At 64.5% G+C, this 15888-nt stretch carries 14 protein-coding genes; 3 read left to right on the top strand and 11 right to left on the bottom strand.

Annotated elements, in window-relative coordinates:
• The first annotated feature begins 44 nt into the window (after positions 1–44).
• Both FXB41_RS30980 and FXB41_RS30975 read left to right on the top strand, forming a co-directional pair.
• On the top strand, positions 45–314 hold the full coding sequence (locus FXB41_RS30980; protein WP_007595159.1) for a type II toxin-antitoxin system Phd/YefM family antitoxin: 270 nt from the start codon (positions 45–47) through the stop codon (positions 312–314).
• Positions 311–736 carry a type II toxin-antitoxin system VapC family toxin gene (locus FXB41_RS30975; RefSeq protein ID WP_219684472.1) on the top strand — a complete coding sequence of 142 codons (426 nt, stop codon included), beginning with the start codon at positions 311–313 and terminating at the stop codon, positions 734–736. The genes FXB41_RS30980 and FXB41_RS30975 overlap by 4 nt, the downstream gene beginning before the upstream one ends.
• A gap of 2 nt (positions 737–738) precedes the next feature.
• Here the strand turns inward: FXB41_RS30975 and FXB41_RS30970 are convergent, their stop codons facing one another.
• Both FXB41_RS30970 and FXB41_RS30965 read right to left on the bottom strand, forming a co-directional pair.
• Entirely contained in the window at positions 739–1584 is an 846-nt protein-coding gene (locus FXB41_RS30970) for a DeoR/GlpR family DNA-binding transcription regulator (protein WP_007595163.1), read from the bottom strand.
• 90 nt (positions 1585–1674) lie between these two features.
• Positions 1675–2349, bottom strand: coding sequence for an HAD family hydrolase (locus FXB41_RS30965; protein WP_007595168.1), 675 nt, complete (start codon positions 2347–2349; stop codon positions 1675–1677).
• Positions 2350–2502: 153 nt separating this feature from the next.
• Between FXB41_RS30965 and FXB41_RS30960 the strand changes: the two genes are divergently transcribed.
• Positions 2503–2979: a nuclear transport factor 2 family protein gene (locus tag FXB41_RS30960; protein WP_007595170.1), complete on the top strand. Its 477-nt coding sequence runs from the start codon at positions 2503–2505 to the stop codon at positions 2977–2979.
• A gap of 120 nt (positions 2980–3099) precedes the next feature.
• On the opposite strand, the gene FXB41_RS30955 is transcribed toward FXB41_RS30960, so the two are convergent.
• From FXB41_RS30955 to FXB41_RS30915, 9 genes are all read right to left on the bottom strand, one after another.
• Positions 3100–3291: a hypothetical protein gene (locus tag FXB41_RS30955; protein ID WP_007595173.1), complete on the bottom strand. Its 192-nt coding sequence runs from the start codon at positions 3289–3291 to the stop codon at positions 3100–3102.
• A 216-nt stretch (positions 3292–3507) separates the two neighbouring features.
• Complete coding sequence (locus FXB41_RS30950) at positions 3508–3918, bottom strand: acyl-CoA thioesterase (protein ID WP_007595177.1); 411 nt, start codon at positions 3916–3918, stop codon at positions 3508–3510.
• 37 nt (positions 3919–3955) lie between these two features.
• On the bottom strand, positions 3956–6052 hold the full coding sequence (locus FXB41_RS30945; protein ID WP_219684471.1) for a 3-hydroxyacyl-CoA dehydrogenase NAD-binding domain-containing protein: 2097 nt from the start codon (positions 6050–6052) through the stop codon (positions 3956–3958).
• Between the two features lie 2 nt (positions 6053–6054).
• The gene (locus tag FXB41_RS30940) at positions 6055–7338 is read right to left on the bottom strand and encodes an acetyl-CoA C-acetyltransferase (protein WP_219684470.1); all 1284 of its coding nucleotides are present in this window, start codon (positions 7336–7338) and stop codon (positions 6055–6057) included.
• Positions 7338–9605: an acyl-CoA dehydrogenase gene (locus tag FXB41_RS30935; protein WP_219684469.1), complete on the bottom strand. Its 2268-nt coding sequence runs from the start codon at positions 9603–9605 to the stop codon at positions 7338–7340. The genes FXB41_RS30940 and FXB41_RS30935 overlap by 1 nt, the downstream gene beginning before the upstream one ends.
• A gap of 302 nt (positions 9606–9907) precedes the next feature.
• On the bottom strand, positions 9908–10531 hold the full coding sequence (locus FXB41_RS30930; RefSeq protein ID WP_219684468.1) for a flavin reductase family protein: 624 nt from the start codon (positions 10529–10531) through the stop codon (positions 9908–9910).
• Positions 10532–10709: 178 nt separating this feature from the next.
• Positions 10710–11309: a TetR/AcrR family transcriptional regulator gene (locus FXB41_RS30925; protein ID WP_007595185.1), complete on the bottom strand. Its 600-nt coding sequence runs from the start codon at positions 11307–11309 to the stop codon at positions 10710–10712.
• A 35-nt stretch (positions 11310–11344) separates the two neighbouring features.
• Positions 11345–14482 carry an efflux RND transporter permease subunit gene (locus tag FXB41_RS30920; RefSeq protein WP_219684467.1) on the bottom strand — a complete coding sequence of 1046 codons (3138 nt, stop codon included), beginning with the start codon at positions 14480–14482 and terminating at the stop codon, positions 11345–11347.
• Positions 14483–14661: 179 nt separating this feature from the next.
• Complete coding sequence (locus tag FXB41_RS30915; protein WP_219684466.1) at positions 14662–15768, bottom strand: efflux RND transporter periplasmic adaptor subunit; 1107 nt, start codon at positions 15766–15768, stop codon at positions 14662–14664.
• Positions 15769–15888 lie beyond the last annotated feature (120 nt).

Below are 15888 nucleotides of genomic sequence, written 5' to 3'. Positions count from 1 at the left end.
GACGACCATTATTAGTTACGATAGTCATATTGGTCTTTATCTGCATGACAGAACACAGCACTGCACCAGACTCACCGGCGACTGACTCGTGGACGCTTGCCAACGCCAAGGCCCGGCTCTCCGAGGTGATCGACCGTGCCCAAGCCGGCCCGCAAATCATCACCCGACACGGCAAGCCCAATGCGGTGATCGTTTCCGCCGAGGAATGGGCGCGCAAGACGGCGCGCAAAGGAACCTTGGCCGAATTCCTGCTGGCTTCGCCGCTGCGCAGCGCCGACCTCGAGCTTGAACGCGTGCACGACGAGACGCCGTGAATCTACTGCTCGACACCAACGTGTTGTCGGAGGTCCAGAGGCCGGCCCCTTCGCCGAAAGTCTTGTCATGGCTTGATACGATCGACGAGGATCGTGCGTTCATCAGCGTGGCATCGATCGCCGAGCTTCGCCGCGGCATCGCATTGCTGGAGGACGGCCGTCGGCGCGCAGCATTGGCCGCCTGGCTTGCCCACGATCTGCCGGAGCGTTTTGCCGGGCGCACCCTGCCGATCGACCACGCGGTGGCGGAACGCTGGGGTGACCTCATGGCTCAGAGCCGCAGAAGCGGCGTCGCATTGTCTGTCATGGACGGCTTCTTTGCCGCGACCGCGCTCGCGAACAACCTCATGCTCGTCACACGCAAAGTGAAGGATTTCGCGGTATTCGGCGTGCCGCTGCTGAACCCGTGGGACGACCCATAGTCCTACCTCAGCCGCACCACCGGCGCCGATTCAGGTGCTGCATCCTGCACATCGGCCTGAGCCTCATCGACATCCGCCCCCTTCGGCATCGCCGCCATCACCTCGATGCCCTTGCCGTGGCAGATGGTGGCGAGGCGCTCAGGCAATTCCTGGTCGGTGACGAAGGTCTGGATCTGGCTGATATGGGCGATGCGCACCGGCGCGCTGCGGCGGAGTTTGGTTGAATCGGCGACCAGCATGACGCTGCGGGCATTGGCGATGATGGCCTGCGCCACCTGCACCTCGCGATAGTCGAAGTCGAGCAGCGCGCCCTCCTCGTCGATCGCGGACGCGCCGATGATGGCGTAGTCGACCTTGAACTGGCCGATCAGCTGCGTCGCGGTCGAGCCGACCACCGCACCGTCGGCGCGTCGTACCGTGCCGCCGGCGACCACCACCTCAATGCGAGGATGGCGGTAGAGCAGCATGGCGACGTTCAGATTGTTGGTGATGACGAGGAGGTCCTCGTGCGAGGTCAGCGCGCTCGCCACCTCCTCGGTCGTGGTGCCGATGTTGATGAAGAGCGAGCAGCCGTTCGGGATCAGCGAGGCGGCCGCGGCTCCAATCGCCTTCTTCTCGTCGGCGGCGACGAAGCGCCGCGCCTCATAAGCGAGGTTTTCCACGCCGGAGGCGATGATGGCGCCGCCATGGATGCGGGTCAGCGAGCGGCGCTCGCAGAGATCGTTGAGATCCTTGCGGATGGTCTGCGCCGAGACCTCGAACCGGCGCGCCAGCTCCTCGACCATGACGCGGCCCGAGGCGCGCGCGATGTTGAGGATTTCGGCTTGGCGATGGGTCAGTCCGGTCACGGCGATGGCCTCAAGTCAGGAAGCTGCATGGTGCGGCGGTTCGCGCGTTCGGTCAATGCGCGCGCCGATCACGGTTAACGGACGAGGTCTTCACCACGCCATCGCAGCGGCGAGGCGCGCGAGCAGGTCCGGGTCGTCGAAGGCGCTGGCGGAAGCGATGGCCCCGGCGGCGACGAGATCAGTATGGCTGAGGCTGGTCCGGATGCCGATGGTCGGAATGCCGGCCGCCGCGGCCGATTGCACGCCGGTGCGGGAGTCCTCGAACGCGATCGAGGCCATCGCGCTGGCGCCGGTAAAGCGCAACCCTTCCTGATAAGGCAGCGGATGCGGCTTTCCGTGCAACAGCTCGGCGCCGATCACGAGCGCCTTGAAACGGTGCGTGATGCCGAGGCCGGACAGCAGCAGCTCCGCATTGAGTCGCGGGGCGTTGGTCACGGCAACCATGGGAATACCGGCCGCATCCGCCCTGTCGAGCAGCGCCATCAGGCCCGGCAGCGGTTCGATCTGCCCGGCGACGAGTTCGCGGAAGACTTCCTCCTTCTCATCGAGGATCAAGGCACGCCGTTCCGGCGCCTCGTCGGGCAGAAAGCGCTCGCCGATCGCTATATTCGCGAAGCCTTGCAGCTCCCTGGAGAAGCGCGCGTGATCGAAGACATGGCCGCGAGGGCCGAGCACCTGGTTGAAGGCCTTCAGGTGCAGCGGATCGGTGTTGGCGAGCGTACCGTCGATGTCGAACAGCAACGCCCTGCCGATAGCCTCGATCATGTCCGTACTTTCCCGATATATGACGCATCAATACGAAAGCCGTATCAATACAGCGCCAATCGCGCAATGACGCACGTGCATGACCACCACGCGACACTCGACAAAGTCGCGCGCGGCTGCAACACTCCATGCAAGATCAAAAAGGAGGAAACGATGACGATCAACCGACGCGATCTGGCTCTCTCGACTCTTGCAGTCCCAGCTCTTGCCGTCTCCACTCTTGCAGTTTCAGCGCTCACAACACCGGTGCTGGCGGCCACGGCGGACGAGGAAGCCGTGGCGAAGAAGGTCGAGGCCTTCCGTCTCGCCCAGATCGCGGCCGATCCCAAGGCGCTCGGCGCGCTCTGCGCCGACGAAGTGAGCTACAGCCATTCCAGCGGCAAGGTCGAGGACAAGGCGACCTTCATCGCCAACGCCACCGACGGCAAGTCCAAATTCCTGTCGATCGAGTACAAGGACCCGACCATCAAGGTCGTCGGCCCGGCTGCGATCGTGCGCTTCCACTGGGTGGCGGAACAGGAGATGGCGGCCGATGGGAAAAAAGTGCCGACCAACCTTCACATCCTGATGAACTGGCAGAAGCAGGGCGACGACTGGAAGCTGCTCTCGCGGGCGGCGACGAAGTTGTGATTGAAGGTGTCATTCCGGGACGCGCCGAAAGGCGCGGACCCGGAATCCATTCGTCGACGTTCTCTGCGGCAAAATGGATTCCGGGCTCACGCTACGCCTGCCCCGGAATGACAGCTGCGCTTACGCCGCTTCCTTCACGTCACCGTTAACCAGCTTGCGCGCGGCGCGCTCGGCTTCGCGGGCGTTGCGGAAGAGCTGGCCTTCGAGACGGTTAAAGCGGTTGGATGAGGCGAAAAAGCAATAGCCTCCCTGGGAACGAACGACGATACCTGCGGTCTGCGAATCGACTTCGATGATGTAGCTGTCCGGCATGGTCCGTGGATTCCTCAGTGCGGGCAAATAACGGCAGTTCTGCCCAAAGGTTCCTGGGCATTTTGACGCCGTTTCCACCCCGGATCGACACGGGATCGAGTACGCCGGGACCTCATCCGTTTTATGACTGGTTCTTGGCAAAGCCGCGGCGCCGTGACTCAGTCGCGCCGCGTTTGGCGGCGCCGCACTTGAGATGGGACGCAAAGTCGCGCGCGATTACGTCGCGATTGGTGGATCGTTTCTCTGGATCGTTTGCGGACGGCCGTCCTCGTCGATCGAGACGTAAGTGAAATTGCCGTCGGTCACCAGGATCGGCTGGAGCTCCCTGCGCCGTAGCGCCCAGGCTTCGAGATGCACGGTCATCGAGGTGCGGCCCACGCGGACGAGATTGGCATAGACCGAAACGAGATCGCCGACATAGACCGCCTTGCGGAAATTCATCGCCTCGATGGCGACGGTCACCGTGCGCGACTTCGCGACCTTTGACGCAAACACGCCGCCGCCGACGTCCATTTGGCTGAGCAACCAGCCGCCGAAGATGTCGCCGTTTGCGTTGGTGTCGGCCGGCATCGCCAGCGTACGGATGCAGAGATCGCCGCCCGGCCCGGCATTGGCTTGTTCGTTCATGCCGCCCTCACTTGAAGATTGCTCACTTGAAGATTGCTCACTTGAAATTATCCCAGCCCGGATCCGGCGCAAAGCGCTCGCCGAATCTCCCGGCCAGCGCGCGCAAGGTGGATACGACATGATCGACGCCACGCGTGCGCGCATAATTCAGCGGACCGCCACGGAACGGTGCATAACCGGTGCCGAAGATCATGGCGCCGTCGACCATGTCGGCGTCATCGACGATACCCTCGCGAAGCGCCGCAACGCAGACATTGGACATCGGCAGCACCAGGCGGTCGATCATCTGGTCGGTGACGCGCGGACCGGTCTCGGGCAACGGCGCCTTCTCGGCCTTGCCGTCGCGCCAGACGTAAAAACCCTTGCCGGTCTTGCGGCCGAGTTCGCCCTTGGCGACCTTCTCCCGCAGCCAGGCCGGCGTCGGCGGCAGCAGATCGCCGAACTTGCTACGCAGCATGTCGCCGACGTCGAGACAAATGTCGAGCCCGACCTGGTCGGCCAGTTCGATCGGTCCCATCGGCATGCCGAACTGCTCCGCGGCGGCGTCGATCAGGCGCTGGTCGATCTTCTCGTCCAGCATCACCATCGCTTCCAGCATGTAGGGCGTCAGCGCGCGGTTGACGAGGAACCCCGGCGAGCTCTTCACCGACAACGGCAGCCGATCGATCGCGCCGACGAAAGCGAGTGCCTCCTTCAGCACCTGCGTATCGTTACCGTCATGGCTGACGACTTCGACCAGTTGCAACCGCGACACCGGATTGAAGAAGTGAAGGCCCACCAGCCGCTCCGGCCGCGCCAGCATGGTGCGCAAATCCCGGAGCGGAATGCTCGAGGTGTTGGTCGCGAGAATCGCGCCCTGCTTCATTCGCGGCTCGAGGCCGGCATAGACCTTCTGCTTGAGTTCGAGCTTCTCCGGGACAGCCTCGATGATGAGATCGGCGTTGCGGACGCCCTCCCCGTCCATGTCGGGGATCAGGCGATCGAGCGCGTCGCGGACATCGGTAGGTTTCCGAATGATCTTGCCAAAAAGATCAGCGGCGCGCTTGACGGCGCCCGCTATCGGCTCCGCCTTCATGTCGGCGAGCGAGACGCGCAGCCCCTGCCCCGCGCACCAGGCCGCGATGTCGCCGCCCATGGCACCAGCGCCGATGACGTGGACATGCTTGATCGTATTGCCGCTCCCAGCCGCTTTCTTCATCTGCTCGCGCAGGAAGAACACGCGGATCAAGTTCTGCGCGGTGGGCGTCACCATCAGCTTGGCGAACGAAGCCTGCTCTGCCCTGAGCATCGCGGCCTTGCTGCCGCCATGGGTCTCCCAGAGATCGATCAAGGCATAGGGCGCAGGATAATGCTCGCGGGACGCGGCCTTCGCCGCCTCCGAGCGCATGCGCCGGGCCAGCAGCCCGCGCACCGGGCCGAAATTCGCCGCACGCGTCAGAAAACCCGGCCGCGCCCGCTTGAGCCGGCCGAACAGTGCGTCCCTGACCGCATTGCGAACGTGGCGCTCTTGCGTCACCGTGTCGACGAGCCCGAGCGATCTGGCGCGGCGGGCATCGATGGTGCGGCCGGTCAGCATCAAGGCCATCGACTGGGTCGGATTGACCAGCGCGGTGAAACGCGCGGTACCGCCGAGACCGGGATGCAAGCCCAGCATCATCTCGGGGAAGCCGAAGCGCGCGCCGTCGATCGCGATACGCGATTGACAGGCGAGCGCGACTTCGAGGCCGCCGCCGAGGCAGAAGCCGTGGATCACCGCGACGGTCGGCAGCTTCAGCGCTTCCAGATGATCGACCACCGCATGGGCGGCGCGGATCTGCGTCTCCACCATCCCGGCATCGCCGGCGCCACGGAATTCGTTGACATCGGCGCCCGCGATGAAGCCGGACGGCTTTGCGGAGCGGATTACGAGGCCGGCAGGACGCTCGGTCTCGATCGCGGCGAGCACGGCATCGAACTCCTCCATCACTTCAGAGGACAGCGTATTGGCGCTGGCGTCAGTACGATCGAACAGCAGCCAGGCGACGCCGTCGGCGTCGCGCGTCAGCTTGAAGTGCTTGTAGGGACTATCGGCAGCGGGCTTGGGCCCGAGCTCCAGCACGCGGTCGCCGAGCGCGGTCATGATCTTGGAATCCATGGTCACACCGCCTCGATCAGCATGGCGCCGCCAAGCCCGCCGCCGATGCATTCGGTGGCAATGCCGCGCCGCGTGCCGAGCCGCTTCATCGTGTTGACGAGATGCAGCACGATGCGATTGCCGGAGGTGCCGACGGGATGCCCAAGCGAGATAGCGCCGCCATCGACATTGAGTTTTTCGCGGTCGATCTCGCCGGCGGCGCCGTCCAGCCCCAAAATCTCGCGGCAGAATTTGTCGTCATTCCAGGCGGCGAGACAGCCGAGCACTTGGGTGGCGAAGGCCTCGTTGAGCTCCCAGGTCTGGATGTCCTGGATGGTGAGATCGTTGCGCTTCAGTAGCGGCGTCACCGACATCACAGGACCAAGACCCATGATAGCAGGATCAAGTGCGGCCCAGTTGCTGTCGACGATGACAGCCTTCGGCGTCAGCTTGTACTTGGCGACCGCGTCGTCGGAAGCCAGGATCACCCAGGACGCGCCGTCCGTGATCTGCGAGGAATTGCCGGCAGTGACCTGGCCCCAGGGACGCTCGAACACCGGCCTCAGTTTCGCGAGCGTCTCGGCTGTCGAGTCCGGACGCACGCCATCATCATGGTCGAAGAATTTTCCGTCGCGGGAGAACGCCGTTTCGACTTCGCCCTTGAGAAAACCTTCCGCCTGCGCATGCGCGAGCCGGCGATGGCTCTCGGCGGCATAGGCATCGGACTGCGCGCGGGTGATGTCGAAGAGATGGCCGACGACTTCGGCGGTCTGGCCCATGTTCAGGTCGGTAATGGGATCGGTCAGCCCGCGCTCAAGGCCGATGATCGGCTTGAGATAGCGCGGCCGCAGCTTGAAGGCCGCGGCAAGCTTCGCGGCGACGCCCTTGGCGGTGGCGAGCCCGGCAAACCAGCGCACGCCGGAATTCGGCCACACCAGCGGCGCGTGGCTCAAGGCCTCGGTGCCGCCGGCGAGGATCATGTCGGCATGGCCCTCGCGGATGTAGCGATAGGCGGTGTCGATCGACTGCATGCCGGAGCCGCAATTGATCTGCACGGTGAAGGCGACCATGTCCTCGCCCATGCCGAGCCGGAGTGCTGCGACGCGGGCCGGGTTCATTTCGTCAGCGATCACGTTGACGCAGCCAAGGATGACCTGGTCGAAGGTATCAGGCGAAAACGGCTGGCGCGCCAGCAGCGGCCGGCCGCATTGCACGGCGAGATCGACCGGCGTGAACGGCCCCGGCCCCGAGCGCGCCTTCAGAAACGGCGTGCGGCTGCCGTCGACGATGAAAACCGGTCGTGCCATCAGCTCGCCGCCCTCTGTTCACCGAGTTCTTGGAAGAACTGATGCACGTCGCCGGTTTTCTTGTAAATCGGCGACAGCGCCTCCGGCGCAAAATCGTCGACCTCTATCACCTTTGTCACCGCTTCGCGGGCCGCGGCCAGCTGCTCGCCCTCGGCCTGCGTGATCACACCCTTGGCGACCGCATCCTTCCAGTCGCTCAGATGCGCCGCGCGCATGCGCCTGGCGATGGCGTCCGTGGCCGCGACCAGGTTGAACGCGCGCTCCAGCCGGGCGAAGCCGCCATCGTCATCGACATAAGCGAGATCGGGCGTGAGGCGGTCGCGCGCGGCCGACGGCTCCAGCACGAGGCTTGCGCATTGATGCACGACCCGGTCGGAGGGACCCAGCACGCGAGCCCCGAAGGGCTGGACCACGAACTTGAGGATGCCTGCGACGAAACGGTTCGGCAGATTGGCGAGAATCTCGGCAAGCCGGTTCTCGATGGTCCGAAAGCCCGTCGCCATGCACCATTCGAGCGCGGCAAAATCTTCCTTCTGCCGGCCCTCGTCCTGCCAGCGTTTGAGCGCGGCCGAGAGCAGATACAGCTCGGACAGGATGTCCCCGAAGCGCGCCGACAGCATCTCCTTGCGCTTGAGCGCTCCGCCGAGCGTCAGCAGCGCCATATCGGCGCAGAGGGCAAACGCCGCGGAGTAGCGCGAGAGCTGACGATAGAAGGGCCTGGCGTCACCCGCATCGGGTGCAAGCGCGAAGACACCAAAGCTCCAGCTCCGGCCGAACGCGCGCAAGAGTGTCTCGAAGCTGTGGCCGACATGCTTCCAGAACACCTTGTCGAAGGCGGTGAGCCCGCGCTCGCGATCGGCATCGGCAAGCGCATTCATCTCGTCGAGCAAATAGGGATGGGCGCGGATGGCGCCCTGCCCGAACACGATGAGATTGCGGGTGAGGATATTGGCGCCCTCGACGGTGATGCCGACAGGAACGGCACGGTGGAGATTGCCGAGATAGTTTTGCGGGCCGTCGATCACGGCCTTGCCGCCATGGATGTCCATGGCGTCGTCGACCGCGGTGCGCATCCGCTCGGTCGCGTGCAGCTTCATGATGCCCGAGATGACGGCAGGATGGATGCCGGCATTCAACGCCGCGCAGGTCAGCCGTCGCGCCGCGTCGAGCTGATAGGCGGTCGCGACGATGCGCGCGAGCGGCTCCTCGACGCCCTCGAACTTGGAGATGGAAATGCCGAACTGCTCGCGGATGCGGGCATAGGCGCCGGTGGTGCGCGCGGCATAGGCGGCGCCGGCGGCGGAGAGCGACGGCAACGAGATGCCGCGGCCGGCGGCGAGCGCCGTCATCAGCATCTTCCAGCCCTGCCCCAGCCGCGCCTGGCCCCCGATGACGTAATCGAGCGGAATGAAAACGTCGCGGCCCCAATTCGGGCCGTTCTGGAACACCTGCATCGACGGCAGATGGCGTTTGCCGATTTCCACGCCGGGAAGGTTGGTCGGGATCAGCGCCACGCTGATGCCGAGCTCTTCCTGATCGCCGACGAGATGATCGGGGTCATAGGCCTTGAAGGCGAGGCCAAGCAGCGTCGCGACGGGACCGAGCGTGATGTAGCGCTTGTGCCAGTTGAGCTTCAGGCCCAGCACCTCCTGGCCCTCGAAGGTGCCCTTGCAGATGATGCCGGTGTCGACCATCGAGGCGGCGTCGGAGCCGGCCTCCGGGCTGGTGAGGCCGAAGCAGGGAATGTCGCGGCCGTCGGCAAGACGCGGCAGCCAGCGCTGCTGCTGCTCCTTGGTGCCGAAGTGCATCAGGAGTTCGCCGGGGCCGAGCGAGTTCGGCACCATCACCGTCACCGCGGCGGCAATCGAGCGGGTCGAGATCTTGCGCACCACTTCCGAATGCGCATAAGGCGAGAAGCCGAGGCCGCCGAACTCCTTCGGAATGATCATGCCGAAGAATTTTTCGCGCTTGATGAAGTGCCACACGTCGGGCGGCAGGTCGCGCCATTCCCAAAAGATCTTCCACTCGTCGAGCATGGCGCAGAGCTCGTCGACCGGGCCGTTGAGGAAGGCCCGCTCCTCTTCGCTCAGCGTTGCCGGCGGGACGTTCAGCAGTTTCGACCAATCGGGGTTGCCGGTGAAGAGATCGGCGTCCCACCAGACGTCGCCGGCCTCCAGCGCCTCGCGCTCGGTGTCCGACATCGCCGGCAGCACGCCGCGCGCCCAGGAGAAGATCGGCTTGGTCAGGGTGTCGCGGCGGAAGCTCATGGCGGACCTCATGCATCGGCGCGGTGATCGGGCATTTTAGCGGAAAGTGGCCGGCGGAGGTGAACACTTCACCTGCGAAAAGACGCGAATTGACGCGGCCGGGCAGCCGCCCAAGGGCCATAACGGCCGAGGCGTGGTGGCAGTTCCGGGAGGGGGCCGTTGGCCGCGCCAGTCCTCACGTCATTCCGGGGCACGCGAAGCGTGAGCCCGGAATCCATCGTGCGCCAGCATTGGTCGATGAATGGATTCCGGGCTCGCGCCTAATGGCGCGCCCCGGAACGACGACAGAGAGAGCAGCGGCCTTAATCCGGCCGCACCATCTCGAACATGTTTTCCGGCTTGATCTCGAAATAATCACCGCTGCGGCCGGCGCGGACAATCGGGTGGGCGGCGGCGGTCTGGTAGACGCCGTCCTTGATCATGGCCTTGTCGATGTGGACGGCAACGACCTCGCCGAGCGTCAGCCAGGCATTGGCTTCCTTGCCGTTGGCGCCCTTGAGCCGGACGATGTCGGACACCTTGCACTCGAAGGCGACGGGACTCTCGCCGACGCGCGGCACGTTGACGAGTCTGCCGGGCACGGCAGTGAGGCCGGCAACCTCGAACTCGTCGACCTCAGGGCCGACGTGCGCGGCAGTCGCGTTCATGTGCCTGGCCAGGTCCATGGTGGCCAGATTCCAGACGAACTCCCCGGTCTGCTGGATGTTCGCGACCGTGTCCTTCCAATTGGTGGAGGAGAAGCCGATGATCGGAGGGACATAGCAGAACGCGTTGAAGAAGCTGTAGGGCGCGAGATTGACGTGGCCCTTGGTGTCGCGCGACGAAATCCAGCCGATCGGCCGCGGCGCGACGATGGCGTTGAAGGGATCGTGCTTGAGGCCGTGGCCCTTGGCGGGCTCGTAGAAGTGCAGGTCTTTGTCGGTCACGCGCTGTTTCCTTCTCGTCATTGCGAACGCAGCGAAGCAATCCAGAATCCTTCCGCAGAGACAGTCTGGATTGCTTCGCGACGCTCGCAATGACGGAGTGTGTTAATCCGTCCTTGCCAGCCACCAGCCGTCATTCCGGGGCGGTGGGCCTGCTTATAGGAGGAAATCCGTCGCCGCGTCAGTGGCGCGGGGACAATCCCGCGATGACGAAATCGATCATCTGGTCGATGGTCGGGCCCGGCTTGGTCGCGCACTGGGCGATCATCTGGGGGTGGAAAAACCGCATCATCGCGGTGCAGGCGCAGAGCGCGGCCAGTTGCAGGTCCGGCGCCTCGAACTCGCCGGACGCCACGCCTTGCGCGATCATCTGGCCGATGACCCCGGCAATACACTCCATGTGGTTGACGCAGACATCCCAGTCCTCCTGCATCGCGATCTCGACCATCTCGTGCAGCTTATTGTCGCCGACATAGCGTTCGGTGTTCATGCGATTGATGGTGGTGAGCAGCTCGCGGAAGCGCGGCGTTACCGGACCGGGCCTCGCCACGATCCGCTGCGCTTCCAGCTCGACCTCGCCCATCAGCGAGCGGGCCACCGCCTGATGAATCGCCTTCTTCGATTCGAAGAAGCGATAGACGTTGGCGGGGCTCATCTTGAGCTCCTTGGCGATGTCCCCGACCGTGGTCTTGAGATAGCCGATCTGGCGGAACAGCCGCTCGGCCACCTCGAGAATACGATCCCGGGTGTCGCCTTCGATATGTTCCGAAACCAGTGTCATCTGTCAGGACTCGTCAATCAGCAGTTCATCTTCACTTATTCAGCCGCCTCAGCAAGCGGAATTGCGTTCTGGTCATCGCTCCCATGCTGCGGCGCGGCAGGTTGCTCGGGGGTGCCCGCCTCGTCCAGGCTCTTGCGGAACCAGAGGGCGTAGAGGCCCGGCAGGTACAGCAGCGTGAGGAAGGTCGCAACGAACAAGCCGCCCATGATGGTGATCGCCATCGGCCCCCAGAACGCCGAGCGCGACAGCGGGATCATGGCGAGGATGGCGGCAAGCGCCGTCAGCACCACCGGACGGGCCCGGCGGACAGTCGCCTCCACGATCGCCTCACGGCGGGTCAGGCCATGCGAAACGTCGGTCTCGATCTGATCCACCAGGATGACCGCGTTGCGCATGATCATGCCGGCAAGCGCGATCAGGCCGAGCAGCGCCACGAAGCCGAACGGGGCGTTGGCGAGGTTGAGCCCGAAGGAGGCGCCGACAATGCCGAGCGGTGCGGTCAGGAACACCAGGATCAGGCGCGAGAAGCTCTGCAGCTGGAACATCAGCAGCGTCAGCATCACCATGACCATCAGCGGGAAGAGAATGAAGATCGAGGCGTTGCCCTTGGCGGATTCCTCGAACGCGCCGCCCGCCTCGATGCGGTAGGCCGGCTCGAGGTTGTCCTTGATTGCCTTCAGCTTCGGCGCGATCTGGCCGGTGACGTCGGGCGCCTGCACGCCGTCGACGACGTCGGAACGCACGGTGATCGCCATGTCGCGGTTACGCCGCCACATGATCGGCTCCTCGTGGGCATACTCGATCTTGGCGATCTGCTGCAGCGGCACGGCCACGCCGTTACGCGAGGTGATGGTGAGATCGCCGACAGCGCCGAGGTCGAGCCGTTCGGACGAGACGGCGCGCGCGACCACGCCGACCTTCTCGATGCCGTCGCGCACGGTCGTCACCTGTGAGCCCGAGATCAGCATCGACAGCGCCTGCGACACGTCCTGCGGGGTCAGCCCCATGGCGCGGGCGCGATCCTGGTCGACGACGAGCTTGAGGTAAGGGGACTGCTCGTTCCAGTCGAGCTGGACATCCTTGACACTCTTGTTCTGCCGCATGACGTCGCGGACCTGGTAGGCGATCTCGCGCACCTTGTTGGCATCGGGGCCGATGACGCGAAACTGCACGGGGAAGCCAACGGGGGGACCGAAATTGAAGCGGTCGACGCGCACGCGGGCCTCGTTGAGCGCGCCGTCGGCAACGGCGTTTTCAAGCTTGGCCTTGATGCGCTCGCGCGCCTCGACGCCCTTTGCGACGATGACGATTTCGGCAAAAGCCTCGTTCGGAAGCTGCGGATTGAGGCCGAGCCAGAAGCGCGGCGAGCCCTGCCCGACATACGCCGTGTAGGTCTCGATGTCCTTGTCGTCCTTGAGCATGGTCTCGGCCTTCTTCACCGCCTTTTCCGTGACGTTGAAGGCGGTGCCCTCGGGCAGGCGAAGCTGGAGGAACAGCTCGGGGCGCTCGGACAGCGGGAAGAACTGCTGCTGGACGTGGCCGAAGCCGACGATCGAGGCGATGAAGACGCCGACGGTCGCGGCCACCACCGTGATGCGGTGGTTGACGCACCACTGCACGATGGCGCGCAGGCCGCGATACATGCGGGTCTCGTAGACCGCGTGCGGATCGTGATTGTGGTGCACCTTGATGTTCGGCAGCAGCATGACGCCGATATAGGGCGTGAAGATCACCGCCACGAACCAGGACGCGACCAGCGCGATCGCCACGATCCAGAAGATGCTGCCGGCATATTCGCCGACCGCGGAATTGGCAAAGCCGATGGGGAGGAAGCCAGCGGCCGTGACCAGCGTTCCCGTGAGCATCGGAAACGCAGTGGATTCCCAGGCAAAGGACGCCGCACGCATGCGGTCCCAGCCCTGCTCCATCTTCACCACCATCATCTCGACGGCGATGATGGCGTCATCCACCAACAGGCCCAGCGCGATGATCAGCGCACCGAGCGTGATGCGGTGCAGGTCGAGCGACATGGTGTTCATGACGACGAAGACGATGCCGAGCACCAGCGGCACCGACAACGCGACCACGATGCCGGTGCGCCAGCCGAGTGCCAGGAACGACACGAACAGCACGATGACGAGGGCTTCCATGAAGGAGTGCACGAATTCGCTGACGGCGTGCTCGACCACCTTGGGCTGGTCGGCGATCAGCTTGATGTCGACGCCCTGCGGCACCGCCTTCATGAATTCAGCCGTCGCCTTCTCGACCTCCTTGCCGAGATCGAGGATGTTGGCGCCCTTGGCGGTGACGACGCCGATGCCGATCGCGGCCTTGCCTTCCTGGCGCACGATGAAGCTCGGCGGGTCGACGTAACCATGGCTGACGGTGGCGATGTCGCCGAGGCGGAACACGCGGCCGTTGCTCTCGACCGGAGTCTCCGCGACGGCCTTGGCGCCGTCGAGCGCACCGGTGACGCGCAGCGGCACGCGCTGCGACGAGGTCTCGACCGTGCCGGCCGGCGTCACGTTGTTCTGCTTGGCGAGCGAATCGAACAGCGCCTGCGGCGTGATGCCGAGGGTGGCGAGCTTGGCATGGCTGAATTCGACGAAGATGCGCTCATCCTGGTTGCCGTAGACGTCGACCTTGGTCACGCCCGGCACCTTCAGGAGGCGCTGACGGAAACCCTCCGAGACCTTCTTGAGCTGGGCGTAGTCGGCGCCGTCGCCGGTCATCATGTAGAGGATGGAATCGACGTCGGAGAACTCGTCGTTGACCACGGGTCCGAGAATCCCTGCGGGCAACTGGCCCTGCACGTCGGCCAGCTTCTTGCGCAGCAGATAGAAGAGATACGGAACGTCCTTCGGCGGCGTGGAGTCGCGGAAGGTCACCTGGAGCGCAGTGAAGCCGGGCTTGGAATAGGTCTGCACCTTCTCGAAGTAAGGCAGCTCCTGGATTTTCTTCTCGATGGGATCGGCGACCTGCGCCTGCATCTCCTGCGCGGTCGCGCCCGGCCACAGCACGGAGACGTTGACCACCTTCACCGTGAAGAACGGATCCTCGGCGCGACCGAGCTTCTGATAGGAGAAGAACCCGGCGACGCCGAGGATGAGCATCAGGAACAGGATCAGCGTCGGATGGCTGACGGCCCAGGCCGAAAGATTGAAGCGCTTCATCGCACTCTCCAAAGATGATCCGGTTGCAAAAAACGACAGCCACTCTGTTCAACGCGTCGTCGCGAGGCAGCGAAGCAATCCAGGGGGCTGGGCAGGTTCTGGATCGCTTCGCCGCTTCAGCCAAAGCATTTGCGCTCGGGCCGAAACTCACCTCACACGACGCAACTCGTAAACGAGACTTAAAAGGACAGTGACGAGACGATCCGCACCCTCTGGCCCGGATCGAGCTTCTGAACGCCGAGGGCGACGATCTTGGCGCCCTCTTCGACACCGCCGGTGATGACGACGTCGTTGCTCTCATAGGACTTCACCGTCACCGGCTTCAGCGTGACCCCGCCGTTGTCGTCGACGACGTAGAAGGACGGTTTGCCGCCTTCGTTGAACAGTGCCGACAGCGGCAGCCGCGCAACGCGCTCGGTCGCAGCGTCCGACAGCGTCAGCGTCGCGGTCATGCCGAGCGAGACCTTGTCGTCGGCCTCGGGCAGCGAGAACTTGGCGAGATAAGTGCGTGTCGCAGGATCCGCGGTGGGCGCGATCTCGCGCAGCTTGGCCGTATATTTCTTGCCCGGCTCCGACCAAAGAGTGACGCTGGCGGCGCCCGATTTGGCACGTCCGACCAGCGTCTCAGGGATCGCGACGACCGCTTCCTTCTCGGCAAAGCGGGCGACACGGATCGAAGCCTGGCCCGCGGCGACCACCTGGCCGGGCTCGATCAGCGTTGCGGTGACGACGCCGCGGGCGTCGGCGTTGAGCGTCGCGTAGGAAAGGGAATTGTTGGTCAGTTCGACCGAGCGCTCGGCCCGGTTCAGGCGGGCACGCGCCTCGTCGGCGGCGGCGCGGCTCGAATCCAGCTGCGCGTCGGTGGTCCAGCCCTTGGCCTTCAAATCCTTGGCGCGCTGCTCGGCGGCGGCGGCCTGGGCCAGCACGCCGGTCGCAGCGGTCTGCTCGGCGACGGCTTGCTCGGCCTGGAGCTTCAGATCGACCTCATCGAGGACCGCGAGCGGCTGGCCGATTTCGACGGTCTGGCCGACTTCGACCAGACGCTTGGCGACCTTGCCGGCGACCCGAAAGCCCAGATCGCTCTCGATCCGCGGCCTAATGGTGCCAACGAAGCTGCGCTCGGGCTTTTCGGCATCATAATGGGCGGTGGCGACAAGAACCGGCCGCGGCGGCTCGGCCTTTTCAGCGACGGTGTCATTGCACCCAGCGAGGGCGGCAGCCATCAGCGCCAGCGAAACACCGGCCAAGAGCCTCGAATAGCTGGACAAAACGGATCGGACGAACATCGGAGGACACTCCCTCGGCTGCAATGAGAGGAATGTCGACTAATCACTGATAAAAGTCAATAATCGTCAGTCATCAGGAATCTGTGATCGTTAAGAGGTGGTAACCTCCGCGGGCTGCCC

The sequence above is a fragment of the Bradyrhizobium canariense genome (assembly GCF_019402665.1).
GTDB lineage: Bacteria > Pseudomonadota > Alphaproteobacteria > Rhizobiales > Xanthobacteraceae > Bradyrhizobium > Bradyrhizobium canariense.
The sequence above is the reverse complement of the archived record's forward strand: the minus strand, read 5'-3'. Positions and strand labels throughout refer to the sequence as shown.

Excerpts from the sequence above, each read along its gene's own strand:
- FXB41_RS30980 (WP_007595159.1), top strand. The coding sequence starts at position 45 with ATGACAGAACACAGCACTGCACCAGACTCACCGGCGACTGACTCGTGG.
- FXB41_RS30965 (WP_007595168.1), bottom strand. The coding sequence starts at position 2,349 with ATGATCGAGGCTATCGGCAGGGCGTTGCTGTTCGACATCGACGGTACG.
- FXB41_RS30960 (WP_007595170.1), top strand. The coding sequence starts at position 2,503 with ATGACGATCAACCGACGCGATCTGGCTCTCTCGACTCTTGCAGTCCCA.
- FXB41_RS30955 (WP_007595173.1), bottom strand. The coding sequence starts at position 3,291 with ATGCCGGACAGCTACATCATCGAAGTCGATTCGCAGACCGCAGGTATC.
- FXB41_RS30950 (WP_007595177.1), bottom strand. The coding sequence starts at position 3,918 with ATGAACGAACAAGCCAATGCCGGGCCGGGCGGCGATCTCTGCATCCGT.
- FXB41_RS30945 (WP_219684471.1), bottom strand. The coding sequence starts at position 6,052 with ATGGATTCCAAGATCATGACCGCGCTCGGCGACCGCGTGCTGGAGCTC.
- FXB41_RS30940 (WP_219684470.1), bottom strand. The coding sequence starts at position 7,338 with ATGGCACGACCGGTTTTCATCGTCGACGGCAGCCGCACGCCGTTTCTG.
- FXB41_RS30935 (WP_219684469.1), bottom strand. The coding sequence starts at position 9,605 with ATGAGCTTCCGCCGCGACACCCTGACCAAGCCGATCTTCTCCTGGGCG.
- FXB41_RS30925 (WP_007595185.1), bottom strand. The coding sequence starts at position 11,309 with ATGACACTGGTTTCGGAACATATCGAAGGCGACACCCGGGATCGTATT.
- FXB41_RS30920 (WP_219684467.1), bottom strand. The coding sequence starts at position 14,482 with ATGAAGCGCTTCAATCTTTCGGCCTGGGCCGTCAGCCATCCGACGCTG.
- FXB41_RS30915 (WP_219684466.1), bottom strand. The coding sequence starts at position 15,768 with ATGTTCGTCCGATCCGTTTTGTCCAGCTATTCGAGGCTCTTGGCCGGT.